The organism is Flagellimonas olearia, assembly GCF_004150225.1.
Lineage (GTDB): Bacteria > Bacteroidota > Bacteroidia > Flavobacteriales > Flavobacteriaceae > Flagellimonas > Flagellimonas olearia.
This window is the reverse complement of sequence record NZ_ML142907.1, coordinates 928,933-943,642: the sequence shown is the minus strand read 5'-3', so window position 1 is coordinate 943,642 and position 14,710 is coordinate 928,933. Positions and strand designations below refer to the sequence as shown.

9 protein-coding genes are annotated in these 14,710 nt (G+C 41.0%); all 9 read left to right on the top strand.

Translation table 11 applies throughout. The features are described from left to right. Nucleotides 1-9: 9 nt before the first annotated feature. The 9 genes from DN53_RS04380 (at nucleotide 10) to DN53_RS04340 (ending at nucleotide 14,709) form a co-directional block, all read left to right on the top strand. Complete coding sequence (locus DN53_RS04380; RefSeq protein ID WP_129653167.1) at nucleotides 10-2,355, top strand: hypothetical protein; 2,346 nt, start codon at nucleotides 10-12, stop codon at nucleotides 2,353-2,355. 176 nt (nucleotides 2,356-2,531) lie between these two features. Continuing rightward, nucleotides 2,532-3,914 carry a DUF4861 family protein gene (locus DN53_RS04375; protein WP_165357266.1) on the top strand — a complete coding sequence of 461 codons (1,383 nt, stop codon included), beginning with the start codon at nucleotides 2,532-2,534 and terminating at the stop codon, nucleotides 3,912-3,914. 195 nt (nucleotides 3,915-4,109) lie between these two features. Continuing rightward, nucleotides 4,110-5,561, top strand: coding sequence for an MBOAT family O-acyltransferase (locus DN53_RS04370; protein WP_129653165.1), 1,452 nt, complete (start codon nucleotides 4,110-4,112; stop codon nucleotides 5,559-5,561). Nucleotides 5,562-5,566: 5 nt separating this feature from the next. After that, nucleotides 5,567-6,490, top strand: a complete 924-nt coding sequence (locus DN53_RS04365) for a hypothetical protein (protein ID WP_129653164.1) — start codon at nucleotides 5,567-5,569, stop codon at nucleotides 6,488-6,490. 430 nt (nucleotides 6,491-6,920) lie between these two features. Beyond that, complete coding sequence (locus DN53_RS04360; protein WP_129653163.1) at nucleotides 6,921-7,499, top strand: RNA polymerase sigma factor; 579 nt, start codon at nucleotides 6,921-6,923, stop codon at nucleotides 7,497-7,499. 366 nt (nucleotides 7,500-7,865) lie between these two features. Beyond that, the gene (locus DN53_RS04355; RefSeq protein ID WP_129653162.1) at nucleotides 7,866-9,107 is read left to right on the top strand and encodes an Nramp family divalent metal transporter; all 1,242 of its coding nucleotides are present in this window, start codon (nucleotides 7,866-7,868) and stop codon (nucleotides 9,105-9,107) included. Nucleotides 9,108-9,159: 52 nt separating this feature from the next. Further along, complete coding sequence (gene nagA / locus DN53_RS04350; protein WP_242502060.1) at nucleotides 9,160-10,479, top strand: N-acetylglucosamine-6-phosphate deacetylase; 1,320 nt, start codon at nucleotides 9,160-9,162, stop codon at nucleotides 10,477-10,479. Between the two features lie 111 nt (nucleotides 10,480-10,590). After that, nucleotides 10,591-11,298, top strand: coding sequence for a 6-phosphogluconolactonase (locus DN53_RS04345; protein WP_207211075.1), 708 nt, complete (start codon nucleotides 10,591-10,593; stop codon nucleotides 11,296-11,298). A 216-nt stretch (nucleotides 11,299-11,514) separates the two neighbouring features. Further along, on the top strand, nucleotides 11,515-14,709 hold the full coding sequence (locus DN53_RS04340) for a DUF4962 domain-containing protein (RefSeq protein WP_165357264.1): 3,195 nt from the start codon (nucleotides 11,515-11,517) through the stop codon (nucleotides 14,707-14,709). The last annotated feature ends 1 nt before the right edge of the window (nucleotide 14,710 follow it).

Below are 14,710 nucleotides of genomic sequence, written 5' to 3'. Positions count from 1 at the left end.
TAAATTTTCATGAAAGAAATACAAAAGATAAAATCATTTAGTATTGTTTTGATTGTAGTGTGTATGTGCATGGCCAATGGTCATGTGCATGCACATTTTTTTAAAGGACATGACAGTGATATTTCGTGTTTTTTTTATGGTACAGGCTCCTTGCTTACAGACCTTGATTCCCTTTGGTCAAAATCAAAGCCCAGTGAAACTCCAAGATTACGTAAAACTGAAATAGAATGGGATGCGAGTGATATTGAAAAGAACGCTCAGTTGGCCAACTTGCATTTTGATGCAAAAAGGAATGCCATAAAACTGGACAGTATACTTCTGGTTGAGGATGACGCTCCCGCAACAGGAGTGCCCGAAGGGTATAAAATGTATCAGAGCGATGGTGGGCCTGTGGCCTGGATCGAGGACCTGAAAAAAGGGATGGTCATAAAAAAAATATTGACCCTTGATGACCCATCTGCGGCTTCGGCCAGGGTAGTATTCAAGGCAATGGAGGTAGAAGGCAACCAAGAACCCTTGTATATCTCCATCAATGGCCAAGAGATTGTACGGCAAGCTTCACGGGTGGCCTATACCAAGGCAAGACAGTACATAGATTTTGTTTGGGATCGATGGTATTATGTGGACCTGCCAGTTGACCAACTAAAACAAGGAGACAATGAACTCTTAATGTGGACCAATAGTGAAAGTACATCTTGGAGGATTCTTGTTGCACATGCCCAAGAATTTAAAAGGGGTTCTTTGACCCGTACCCAACACCCCAATAAATCACTAAAAAGTAAGGATGGAGGAAGAACTTGGAATGATTCCCGGCTTGGCGCATTTGATGCTATAGATGGGGAGTATTCCATTAGACTAAGCCTTGACCGTTATCAAGACTCTGGAACCTATACCTCCTCTGTCATTGATTTGGTGGATATGGACTCGCCGTTAAAACGGTTAAGCCATAATCTAAAAACATCCATATGGCCCAAACTCGAAGTGCCATCGAAAACAGAAGCAAAAGTATTTGTTCGATTTGGACTTGGCCCCGCCTCTGGAAGTAAATGGACCAACTGGGAGCACATGGTAGATGGAAAGGAATACGCATTGCAGGATATGAGATATATGCAATGGAGGGTAGAATTAAAAACGGGTGACCCTATGGTGACCCCTCGCATAAAGGGATTATCCATAAAGACGGAGTGGGAAGATCACTCTCCCAACCAAGGTACTGGGCTCAACGTGCATGTTGTCAATAATGGGGAAATCGTTTCTCCGTCCTATCCGTTCTCCTATGAAAACTTAAATCACCCTGGATTAAAGAGGTATAGGGAAGTACACCAATTGGACCGGATTGTGGAAGGGGCGACTTCAGAATTCGAAATCATGATGCGCCTTTTGAATTGGGCCTATAGGGTACCCATTACCCTAGACCCCTATTCTTGGGATTGGAACGATGTAACCGTTGAAACAGCAATATCCGATTTGCCCAAGTTTGAAACGGAAAGTTCATTTGAGATGCCAAAGCTAAATGGCCCCTATTTTGAAGGAAGGCGCATGGTAGGGATGTGTCTGTATCCAAATCAAGCATTGATTGGGGCATTACTTTCCTTAGGGTATCAGGCACGTCACATAAACATTCACAGCGAAGGCATGAGCGGGCATGAAGTCATCGAAGTATGGTCCAACGAGTTCAATAAGTGGGTATATATGGATGCAACAAGGGACTATTATTATTTTGATTCGGAAACCGGTGTGCCCCTTAATGGACTGGAAATCCACAACAAACTTATTGAACAGGTACCTTTTGTGGAAACCTGGGAAAGCCCTTATGTGCCCCTATTAGGGAAAAAGGTGGTCTCAAAGATAGATATTGGTATGCGCCAGGGAAACAATCCGTTTCCAATAGCGGATGGGGGAGGGGAATATCTTTTAAAAACAATGGGACATTTTCGAATCATACCCAGAAACGATTTTTTGTCAAATCCCACACCAGTGCCCGTGCATACGGGAGCTACCTGTTGGGGATGGGACGGTTTTCTAAATTGGTATGATACCAAGTTTCCAAAGCGGGATGAGTACCAAAGATATACCAATAGACCTATTGATTTTTACCAGCCCTTGAACCAGACAAAAGTATCCCTTGTAGAGACCAAGACCCCTGGTACCGTTAAAATAGAGGCAGATACGTTTACTCCGGGCGGCTTTGATACTTTCCTGATAAGCTTAAATGGAAGTGATTGGTCATCTCAAAGTACATTGGCTCGTGATTGGGTTCTCAAAAGTGGATTGAACAATATTAAGGTCCGAAGTAAAAACAGTAGAAACGTTTTAGGGCCAATAAGTCACTTAAAGGTGGTTTATAACCCCTAATTTATGATGGGGATAAAACTCTTGGGAAAGATTGAATGGACCAATGGTCATGAATGAAAAGAAGATGATTGTATTACAAAAAAGAGACATAGATAAGAATTGAGAATATGAATCATAAATGCTCAAAAATTTTGGAACAGTTTGAAAAATGGTTAGGCTCTAGGCTTAAAAAAGCAATGCTTTTCAACCCATCCATGATGGTACGCCATCAAGTAATTTTTATTGTGGCCATAATGGGCACATGGATACAGGTACATGCCCAATCTTCCTATGGCTGGTATACGGAAGGGGACGATTATCAGCCTGCTCAAAGAGTTCGCTTTACGATTACCAATCCGCTGGATATTCCCTTGGAAAACAGTCCAATTGTTATACGTCGTCAAGAACTGCCTATACAGAACATACCGGAACGATGGATCAATATTGTAGATCCCAATTTGGAATCCAGTAAAGAGCCCACGCACGAAGAGTTGATGAAAGATGGAGGATACGTCCGAAGAAAAGAGACAAATGGTCATTATTTGGATGTTCAAGTCGATGATTTGGATAAAGATGGTGTTTGGGACGAAATATTTTTCATGACAGAATTGGCGCCTAAGGAAACAAGGGAATTTTATGTGTACATCGGTGCCTATGAAAGAGGAATGACAAAACACCTTGTTCATGCCGCTATCGGTAATTATGGACGTCATACGGTTCCTCTTTGGGAATCGGAATACATGGGTTGGAAACTTTGGTACCCCCATGGGGTAGACCTACATGGAAAACGGGAGCCAATGCTTACCGCTTACTATGAATATGCGAACAATAAATCCGGATACTATATGCCATGGGAACTTGGTACGGATATAATGACGGTGGCAAGTACTTTTGGGTCGGGCAGTATGGGACTATTCGAGGATATGGAAGATATGGAAACCGTTTCCCGTCCCAATTATTCCCCCGCAAAGGATAAAGGACCCATAATTGATACACGATACGCTTTTGATGTGGTGTTCAATGGGCCGCTAAGAAGCCAGATAAAGGTAACAACGACCAATTGGAATTCTGGACAGGGTTTTTATGAAATGGAGCAATTCTATACCGCGGTGGCCCATAAATCATGGAGTACCGTTGAGATTAAGTATACAGAATTCCTGCCTCCGAGCAATGATGTTATGTTTGGTGCGGGTATCCGCCAAATAATGGAGGAGTACAGATCCATCAATAAAAAGGGAATCGCAATCTCGATGGGAAAAAATATAGAGGCCCGTATTCCGGATGAAGACTTGGGAGAAGAAGTGTTGGTGGTGCCTTGGCAGGGTATAGGGCTTGTGGTCAAGGATGAATACTTGCCAAAATACGTTCCTGTTGAAAAGTATGGCGGAAACCACCTTTTCGCTTTGCCGGTAACCCAAGATCTTTCTTATGAGTTCAGGATTTTTGGAGGATGGAGCTTTGGTACGGTCAACAATGATGAAAAATCGTTCGTAGGGTATGTTGAGGCTGAGGCCAAAAAGTACAATACCCCTCCAGTTATTAAAATCCATGAGTATGAAAAAAAACCTTCTTCCAAGTAATGGTTGGTTTCATTTCGTAACTGGAGTTTACAAATTAATTATAAGGAGAGCTAAGTAATGTGCTGGTCTGGGATTTGCAATCCAATATCCCATGACTCCTATTTTTCCATAAAACTGTTGAACTTTTTATGCTTTGGGGAATGCTACGGATGCCAAAGACCAAAGTTTAATCAAAAACCAATCAAAGGGTAGGGAATGCTTTTTAATTCACTTGATTTTGCAGTTTTTTTACCAGTAGTTTTTATACTCTATTGGTTTGTGGTGAACAAGAACCTTAGGGATCAAAATATATTGGTCATACTGGCCAGCTATGTTTTCTATGGTTGGTGGGATTGGAGGTTTTTGGCATTGATTCTTTTCAGTACCGTTGTTGATTTTACCATAGGAATTAAACTTAAGGATGAACAGGACACTTTTAAGCGAAAAATATTCTTGTGGACAAGTATCTTGGTGAACCTTGGGTTTCTGGGATTTTTTAAATACTATAATTTCTTTCTGGATAATTTTATAACTGCTTTCTCATTCTTCGGAATGGAAATAAAACCCAATACCTTATCCATAATTTTGCCGGTTGGAATAAGTTTCTACACGTTTCAAACTTTAAGTTACACTATTGATGTTTACAAAAGAAGACTTGAGCCCACGGAAGACTTTAGTGCCTTCTCGGCTTTTGTATGTTTCTTTCCACAGCTGGTGGCGGGTCCAATTGAGCGGGCAACCGAGTTGCTTCCCCAATTTTATCGCAAGCGGTCTTTTAATTATTCCAAGGCGGTCGATGGTATGCGGCAAATTTTATGGGGATTGTTCAAAAAACTGGTCATAGCGGATAATTGTGCGGAACTTGCGGACCGGATTTTCAATAATTCGGTAGATTTGAATGGTAGCACCCTACTCCTGGGAGCATTGTTCTTTACATTTCAAATTTATGGGGATTTCTCAGGGTATTCGGACATTGCGATAGGGACTTCAAGATTATTTGGGTTTCACCTAAAACGCAATTTTGCCTTTCCCTATTTTTCAAGGGATGTTGCGGAATTTTGGAGACGCTGGCATATCTCGCTTTCAACATGGTTTAGGGATTACCTCTATATACCGCTTGGAGGTAGTAGGGGAGGTACTTGGATGAAAGTAAGGAACTCCTTCATAATTTTTATGGTCAGCGGGTTTTGGCATGGTGCAAACTGGACCTTTATTGTTTGGGGGGCAATCAACGCCATTTATTTTTTACCGCTCCTGTTGACCAATAAAAACAGGGACAACTTGGGCATAATGGCACAAGGAAGGTATTTTCCCACAGCAAAGGAATCACTGTTGACGCTTAAGACTTTTGGGTTGACTGTTTTTGCTTGGATATTTTTTAGGGCCGAGAATATTGGACATGCCTTTGACTATATTTCAGGTATTTTTTCAGGCTCCCTGTTCAAGGCACCAATGTTTCTGGACGGGGAAAGATATCAATTGACCTTGATACTGGTATTGGTCTTCATGTTGCTTGAGTGGAAAGGCCGGGAAGGAGAGTATGCAATAGCGCAACTTGGGCAAGAGTGGCACAGGCCACTGAGATGGGGTTTTTATTCACTGATACTGTTTGCCATAGGGATGTTTATGCCATCTAATGAGTCCCCATTCATTTATTTCCAATTTTAGTTGCCATGCGAAGATTCATCAAGGATATTTTTATGTTCATTCCATTTGCGGGCTTGTTTTACCTTCTGGCCACTTTTCTTTGGGGCTATAGTATTCCAATGGAATATAAACCCAATATCAACTATAAGATTGGCTCCATTGGACATATGCATTCAAGACTTTCCGAGGTTGGAAATTATAAAGATGTAGATATACTGTTTTTAGGTTCGTCCCATGCATATAGGGGATTTGACACCAGAATTTTTTCCGATCATGGGTATCACACCTTTAATTTGGGGTCAAGTTCCCAAACGCCCATTCAGACAAAAATCCTTCTGGAAAGATATCTGGATAAGTTGAACCCAAAAATGGTGATTTATGAAATGTATCCCGAAACATTTATGATCGATGGTGTGGAATCAACCCTTGACCTAATTGCGAATGACAGGATAGATAAACTTACCCTTAGGATGGTGTTAAAAATCAATAATATAAAGACCTATAACACATTGCTTTATGCTTTGGCACATAATGCGTTGAGGTTAAATGAAGCTTTTGAAGAACCCAGGCAGAAGGAAGGCGACATATATATCCAAGGGGGGTTCGTTGAAAAAGAAGAAGGTTGCGATTTACCTGTGGAGCAATACGAGAAAAAGAAGATCATCCTTGATGAAGGCCAAGTTGCAGTTTTTTCGGATATCGTTCATGAGCTTAAAACCAGGAATATTGAAGTGATATTGGTGTATGCTCCCATACCGCATTCCAACTATGATAGATATCTGGGCAACGAGTATTATGACAGCATTATGAAGGGCTACTCTGCATACTATAATTTTAATGGGATAGAGGCTCTGACCGATTCCTTAAACTTCTATGATTCCCATCATTTAAATCAGAATGGTGTAAAACTATTCAATGACAAGTTGCTCAATGTACTGGATAATCGATAGGATGATTGAAAAAACAAATTGGTTTTTGCATCACTTTTTTTAAATCCCCCAGTATATTGAATATAATGTAGGGACCATGCTTTGTAAAGATATGCCCGTTTACATGGTTTGAATTTTATTCCCTGCTTCCAAAATTTAGGCCTTTTGTTCTAGGACTATATTGATTTAAATGGCAAAACCTTAAGATTCATGGATAGACCTACCTTCCTAAGAGTGATATAATTTGAATTTTGCTCAATAAAATTGATAAAAGCATATGCTTATGGGGTGAAAAACTGGGTATAACAAAAAAAAATGAAATTATAGTGTTAAAAATATTTGATTATTAAAAAAAAAGAATAAATTTAAATCGTGTACATATGTACACAGAAAGAAAAAACAATGTTTAGTAGTTGTTGAAAGTGCACATACTAGTTTTAAAAAGACCATTATGGAGAACGAAAAAGTGAACTGCGAAAGTGATAAGTTGTTATTGTTGCAAATGGAGCAAGGCAATAAAGCGGCTTTCAACAAACTATATAATAAATATTGGGATTGGGCATATTCCAGAGCATTTGCCCGCTTGGGAAACTCGAGTCAAACGGAAGATGTGGTTCAAAATGTATTTGTCAAAATATGGCTCAGGAGAGAAAATCCCATATCCAACTTTCAAGCCTATCTGCATGTGGCAATACGTAACCAAGTTTTTAAGGTCATAGCCAAAGAGAAAAAGAAGTGCCCATTCATAGACAATATTCAAAATTTTCAAGAAGCAGGATTACTGGCGGATAGAGGTATTTTATGGGAGGAGTTTCATAAGGAATATCAGTCCCATGTAGAACAGCTGCCCCCAAAGAGGCAAAAGATATTTCGTCTGCGGTTCCATGAAGACTTGACCACTAAAGAGATATCCAGTGCATTGGGGGTATCAAGGAAAACTGTTCAAAACCAATTGGGAAAGGCCATTTCCCAGTTGCGGGTTTCTTTCTCCCATCTTTTTTCATTCATTGGTTTAATTGGGTTATGGTAGTTGGCATGGCATTCCATTCCATTCCAACTTTATTTTGAAACACTGCACGATAACCAATTAATACTCCAAGATTTTATTTCAAATTATCATTAGAACAATCAGAAGCATTCCCCTGCCCATAAATTCCACAAAAAACATGGAAAGTTTACATGGATACAATATCTTTTTAAGGATTAACCAACTCATTATTAGAGGGAAGCTAGGAAGGAATGTTGACAACCAAAGGTTTTTTTATCTTATGAATGGGACTTTCAGCCCCTTTAAGGTCATTTACTAAGAGAAGCTATGCAGTTCTTGTTGTAGGACAATAAGGACAGAAGTTGAATGTAAAACAAGAGAATACGTACTCTAAAAAAAAGGTAATTGATGCCAAATACTCTAAAAAAGAAAGTGTTGATATTCCTAGGTGCCATTGGGCCTGGGCTTTTTCTTATTGGTTATAATATTGGAACAGGTAGTGTCACCACCATGGCTAAAGCTGGGGCAACGTATGGCATGACCCTATTTTGGGCCATTGTTATTTCATGCATTTTCACTTATATCCTAATGGTTGCTTATGGCAAGACTACTTTGGTTACGGGAAAAACAGCATTGTTCAATATAAAAACTGAATTGAAGGGAGGGAAGTGGTTGGCGCTTTATATTATGGCAGCCCTGATTTTGGGAGAACTATTGGCGCTGATCGGAATCATGGGTATAGTGGCAGATTTGGTGCAGGAAGGAATTCGCTTATTGACGAATGGTACAATGATAGCGAAGGAGTGGATTATTCTGGTTTTCATTTTTTTCCTATCCATCCTGTTTTGGTACGGAAAGTATAAAACATTTGAAAAGGTACTGACCATTTTTGTGATCATTATGGCACTGAGCTTTGTAGTGGTCTTTTTCATGATGGCTCCGGATATGGGTATGATCGTCTCGGGAATGATTCCTGATATACCAGACTCGCCCGATGCATTTGGATTAGTAGCGGCAATGGCGGGAACAACATGTTCTGCGGCGGTTTTTATAATTAGGAGTACCGTTGTGCTTGAAAAGGGATGGAACATCAATAACCTTAAAGATGAAAAAAGGGATGCATTTGTATCATCTTTCATGATGCTACTTATTAGTGGATTGATTATGGCGGTTGCGGCAGGTACACTCCATACTATGGGATTAAAACTGGACAATACGCTAGAATTGATATCGCTTTTCGAACCCATTGGGGGCAAGGTTGCCGCCTTACTTTTGATATTGGGTATTACGGGAGCAGGACTTTCGACCATATTTCCAATTGTATTGATCGCCCCTTGGTTAATTTCAGATTATTCCAATAAACCAAGGGACATCCAATCCACACCTTTTCGGGTATTGATCGTTATTGGACTTTTGTTTGCTTTTGGGTCTCTGTTCTTGGAACATAGCCCTACCATATTAATGGTCTTTTCCATGGCTTTCCAAGCCGCAATATTGCCTGCGGTTGCCATTCCTGTTTTTCTGTTGTTGAACAAAAAAGGCGTCATGTCAACCAAATACTTGGCGACACTGCCCATGAATATTGGACTCATCATCGTAATCGCTTTTTCTTTGGTGACCACATACTTTGCCATAAAAGGATTTTTTTAAGTCCAATTCATAAAAGATACGGGGGAATATTGTCAAAATAAAAACATAGAAGATGTCAGAAAACAGAAGAGAATTTATTCAGAAACTAGGAATGGCTTCTATTGTTGCCGGAAGTGGACTGTATGCAACAAATTCGATGGGTGGGGAGAAAAAAGTCAGCCAAGGGACGGTTATGTCCAATACAGGAAAGGTTAAGATATATAATGGAAATATCATAACCCCTTACAGAACTATAGCAAATGGTACCATTGTCATTGAAGATGGAATAATCAAACAAGTAGGGTCGGCCAATGTTGAAGTTCCAGGAGCTTTGGAAATAGATGCAAAGGGCTTGACCATTTCCCCGGGCTTTATAGACCTCCACGTACATGGGGGAGGTGGTCATTCATTTTTGGATGGTTCGGTAAATGCCTTTTTAAAAGCGGCGGAATTACATGCCATGCATGGAACAACATCGATGTACCCAACAGCATTGTCCGGAGACAAGGAAGAGTTGTACAAGAATCTGGGGGTTTATGAGAGGGCAAATAAGGAAAACACCATGGGGGCCCAATTTTTAGGTGTGTTTTTGGAAGGACCATATTACTCAATGGAACAAAAGGGCGCCCAAAACCCAAAGTACATTAGAAATGCAGATCCAGAAGAGTACAAAGAGATACTATCCCGTTCACCCATGATCAAACGATGGGATTCCGCACCTGAAAGGGAAGGTGGAATAGAATTCATCAGATATTTGAAATCAAAAGGAGTACTGCCATCAATGGGGCATACATCTGCTGTTTATGAAGATGTTTTGCAAGCATTTGAAAATGGATGTACCCTGGCCACACACCTATACTCCGGAATGACCGGGGTAATACGCAAGCATTCTTTCCGCTTTGCGGGCGGGGTGGAAAGCGCCTTTCTTATTGATGAAATGAATGTTGAGGTAATTGCGGACGGAAAGCATCTCCCACCTTCTTTGTTAAAGTTAATATACCGTACCAAAGGTCCAGATAGGATTGCACTTGTTACGGATTCCATACGTGCCGCCGGAATGCCAGATGGCGAAGAGAGTATTTTGGGAAGTCTTGAAAACGGCATAAAGGTTATTGTGGAAGATGGGGTTGCCAAATTACCCGATAGAACTTCTTTTGCGGGCAGCGTGGCAACCACGGACAGGTTGGTGCGCAACATGGTGAATTTGGCCGGAGCACCATTATGCGATGCGGTTCGAATGGCCAGTATAACACCGGCCAATATTATGGGAGTTTCAGATACTAAGGGATCCCTAGTTCCCGGAAAGGATGCAGATATAGTGATTTTTAATGATAATGTGGAAATAGCCAAGACCATTGTCAAGGGTCGGGTGGTATATGACAAGGAAAAATAAATCACATTTAAAAAATAGTGAACATAAAAATTAAAGGACAATAGAATTATGGAGAAAAAAACAATTTCAAAAGACAAGTTGAAAGTTAATATTTACAAAACTAGGTCACTCATGGGGGCAGACGCGGCAGAAGTGATCAGTGGTAAGATCCAATCTTTATTGAAAGAGAAGGATCAAGTGAATATTGTTTTCGCCGCAGCACCGTCTCAGAATGAATTTTTAACCTCCCTTGCAGATAAAAATGTGGATTGGAGTAGGATAAATGCATTTCATATGGATGAATACATCGGTGTGGACAAAAGTGCACCACAATTGTTTGGAAACTACCTAAAGGGGGCTCTTTTTGATAAGGTGCCATTTAAGAGTGTCCATTATATGAATGGAGATGAAAATAAGCAAGAACAGGAGTGTGCCAGATATACGGAACTATTGGAAAAGCATCCTACTGATATTGTTATACTGGGAGTGGGAGAGAATACCCATCTTGCATTCAATGACCCGCACGTAGCCGATTTCAATGATCCTAAAGTTGTAAAGATTGTAGACCTGGATGAAAAAAACAGACAGCAACAAGTAGATCCAGAGGATGAAATATGCTTCGATAAAATAGAAGAAGTTCCTACACATGCCATTACATTGACCATTCCGGCACTGTTCAAAGCTACTTATGCCTACGCCATTGCCCCTGGACCTAATAAAGCCGAGGCCATTGGACATACCATAAATGACCCTATACAGGAGAATTACCCCTCCACAATATTGAGGAAACACCCCCATGCAGAGTTGTTCATAGACGAAGCAAGCGCTGCTATGTTATAACCAACGTTGTTTTTAATACCAATGGTTTCTTGTGTTGGGTATCATTCCCAGAGAATCGTTGATTCCAGAAACCAACCAAATGAACCCATTTTTTATGTGTTCCCTAAAACTGTAAACCCAACCTAACACTAAAGTAAAATGAAGATAAAACTAAGATTACCGCATTTGGACAAAATTGTTTTATTGATAATTCCATCTCTTATAATCTTCGGGTGTATGGGGGATTCAAGCTCCATTGAAAGAATTCCATATACCATCTTCGATGATTTCGAGACAGGCGAGTTGTACGGTTGGGAGCAGTACCCTTATGCAGAGGATATTGGTTTTGATGCCCTGTTCTCCACTCATGAAACTCCCACCCATAATAACAGTAAGTATGCATTGGCAAGGCCGGTAAAGCCCAATGATATAGTGGAAGTTTACCAAGGTTTCACAAAGCGAATCGATATCTGGACACTGCCGGAAACCAAAGTGAAAATGGCAATTTATTTGCAGAGCGATCGGAATGCGGAGAAATTGGATGTATCGCTGGGTACTTTTGAAGGCGAACTCTATCACCATATAATTGAAAACGTAGAGGCGAACCAATGGATTGAATTGGACATTCCCATAGAGGCTTTTAAGTCTGAAAATGGCCCATTGAAAGCGGGAGAACATATTCAGGTGGCAACCATTGAGGCAAGTTACCCTCAAGTGTATTATCTGTATACCTATACCATACTGATGGATGATTTCTCTATAAATGGAGAACGTCAAAGGCAATTCATTGCAACGACACCCCCATCCGAGAATTTTGATATGTTCGGGGTTTCCGTACTCAAAAAGCATTTTTTTCATGGACAGGACATATCCTTAAAGACAAAACCGGAAGGTAATGTTCAGCTTAATCAGGTGAAAGGAACACTCTTTGATGGTCAAGGAAATATTGTAAAAAAAGACATCACTTTTGAGGAAGAAGGAGGGGAATGGATAAATGAATCGATTTATAGCCCAACCGAAGAGGATGCTACGGGGCAGTGGGAAATTGTTCTTGAAGGAACTTCCCAGTCAGGGGAAAAAATAGCGTGGGGCTTCAAGTTCCTTATGCCCGGAAAACGTCCTACAGAGCACCCTCGTTTGTTCTTTTCCAAAGGAGAATTAAAAGAGCGACTGGAGAACGAGACTTCGCCAGTGGCCAAGAAAATCCTGGAAAATGCATTGGAGGATACCGATTTTATGGAAGTGGATATTGCCTCCATTAATGAAGGGGTTGACTATACGGCTGAGAATTTGGTAGGAGGACCATACTCAAAGACCTCGGTTGGTTTTAACGCCTATGCAGAATGGAACAACCCAAATAGGGCACTGGGAAGGATCATAGAGGAAGGAAGCTTTCGCTATGCATTTACCGGAGATCGCGAAGCTGGCGAAAAAGCAAAAGAGGCATTGTTGAAATTGTGCGCTTTCAAAAAGTGGAATGCAGCTTGGATGCTCGAACGACAATTCTGGACCTATTACCCAGTAGGATACACCCTTTTGCCGGTTTCGTATGGATATGATTTGCTGCATGACCTACTTACGGAAGAGGAGCAAAAAATGGTAAGGGAAGCCATTATGGAAAAGGGACTAAAGCTTTTCCATAGGGATATGGTGGAAATGAACCGGATGTCATCCAACCTCACCAACCATATAGCCGTTTTGGTGGGTGGTCACGGTGTGGCAGCTACCGCAATCTATGGTGATGATCCCGATAACCCCTATCTGGAACCCTATCTTTCGGGAATTATCACAAAAGCCAAGGCGTTTATTGACAACACCTATTATGAAGATGGAAGCTATGGAGAACCCAAGTCTGGTTACATGAACATGGCAACACGTGAAATAGTGCTTATTATGGAGGCTTTTGAAAGAAACTTTGGGATAGATTGGACTGAGTCCACCAACGTGAAAAGTTTTTACAAATATCCTTTGCAGGCCACACACCCAAGTGGACTAATGCCCGATTTTGGTGATGGAGGCCATACCTTTGGTGGATTTTCCAAACTTCATTCTGGAAGTAGCTTGAATAAAAAGGGCAGTGGATGGAGTTCAATACCTGGATTCACCCAAGATCATGCCCAATATTTTGTATATAGAATGGGCAATCCATATTTATATCCCCATGTAAAATCTTTTTGGGATGAAGGTAAAGGAGGATATTTTGGGTATTTATGGTATAGGGATGATATAGACCCGGTTTCAAGGAATACCTTGCCAAGCTCCAAGATTTTTAATGCCCAAGGGATGGTGATGCGTTCAGGTTGGGATGATGCCTCAACAATCATAAGCGTTAGAATGGGCCCCCATTCCAACCATTATCATTTTGATCAAGGTACCTTTCAAATCAATGTCAATGGAGAACGATTGCTTACGGACCCTGAGTACGGTAAAGGAGGGTATTATGCCAATTTGGATTACAATTTATACAACATACAGGCCATTGCCCATAATGTAATGCTGGTAGACCATGATCCTGAAAGTCAGAAGGCGGCACATTACGATAATGGTATTACCGCCCATAGGATCTGGCCAAGAACACATGGTTTTGCAGGGGAAATAGCAGATGCATTTGAGGGAGACCTAACCAGCGTGTACAAAGACAAGCTGGAGAAGTACAACCGTACAATGCTCTTTAATAAGTCGCGCGCAATGTTTCTTCTTGATCAAGTAAAAAGTAAATCAACGGAAGGTCATGTTTACGATTGGCTTTTCCATGCTCCAGAAAATTCCATGGATTATAAGGACAACAGGGTTACCATTGATCGTCCAAAGGCCAGAATGACCATTGATATTATTTCCCCAAAAATCGAGTCTGGTGTTATCCGTGCCAATAAAGACGATGCCGAAAGTTTTGTGACACTTACCAGTGAGCCCAACTTAACGGAAGCAAACTTCATGGCTGTACTATTGCCCGAACCCCAACTGTCGGGAGCTTTTGGGCAACGACCCCAAACCGCGCGGATAGATGAAGAGGGATGGCTTGCCGCCCAAGTAAAATACAATGATGGAACGGTCGATGTGGGTGCCTTTAGGGTGGAGGAGGCTTCCAATGAAATATTTGGTTTTTCCACGGATGCCAATCGTTTCACCGCCTCTTTAAATAGGAATGGAACTCTGGATAAGGTTTATTTTGAAGGAAACGATTTCAAAGGACATGGTATTTCAATCAAAAGTGGGGTTCCAATAACATTCGCATGGAGTTCGGAACCATCAACAAATAAATTGGAAGTACAATCAGATAAGGAAACCGAATTGGAGATATCAATGGATCGGAGTCCTTCTTCGGTGACAATGAATGGTAGTGAACACCAAGCATGGGAGTATGTGGCCAATGATGGATTATTGAAAATCATGGTGCCGTCAGGTAGAAACGATATATCCATAAAGCGGTAGT

Excerpts from the sequence above, each read along its gene's own strand:
- DN53_RS04380 (WP_129653167.1), top strand. The coding sequence starts at position 10 with ATGAAAGAAATACAAAAGATAAAATCATTTAGTATTGTTTTGATTGTA.
- DN53_RS04375 (WP_165357266.1), top strand. The coding sequence starts at position 2,532 with ATGCTTTTCAACCCATCCATGATGGTACGCCATCAAGTAATTTTTATT.
- DN53_RS04370 (WP_129653165.1), top strand. The coding sequence starts at position 4,110 with ATGCTTTTTAATTCACTTGATTTTGCAGTTTTTTTACCAGTAGTTTTT.
- DN53_RS04365 (WP_129653164.1), top strand. The coding sequence starts at position 5,567 with ATGCGAAGATTCATCAAGGATATTTTTATGTTCATTCCATTTGCGGGC.
- DN53_RS04360 (WP_129653163.1), top strand. The coding sequence starts at position 6,921 with ATGGAGAACGAAAAAGTGAACTGCGAAAGTGATAAGTTGTTATTGTTG.
- DN53_RS04355 (WP_129653162.1), top strand. The coding sequence starts at position 7,866 with ATGCCAAATACTCTAAAAAAGAAAGTGTTGATATTCCTAGGTGCCATT.
- nagA (WP_242502060.1), top strand. The coding sequence starts at position 9,160 with ATGTCAGAAAACAGAAGAGAATTTATTCAGAAACTAGGAATGGCTTCT.
- DN53_RS04345 (WP_207211075.1), top strand. The coding sequence starts at position 10,591 with ATGGGGGCAGACGCGGCAGAAGTGATCAGTGGTAAGATCCAATCTTTA.
- DN53_RS04340 (WP_165357264.1), top strand. The coding sequence starts at position 11,515 with ATGGGGGATTCAAGCTCCATTGAAAGAATTCCATATACCATCTTCGAT.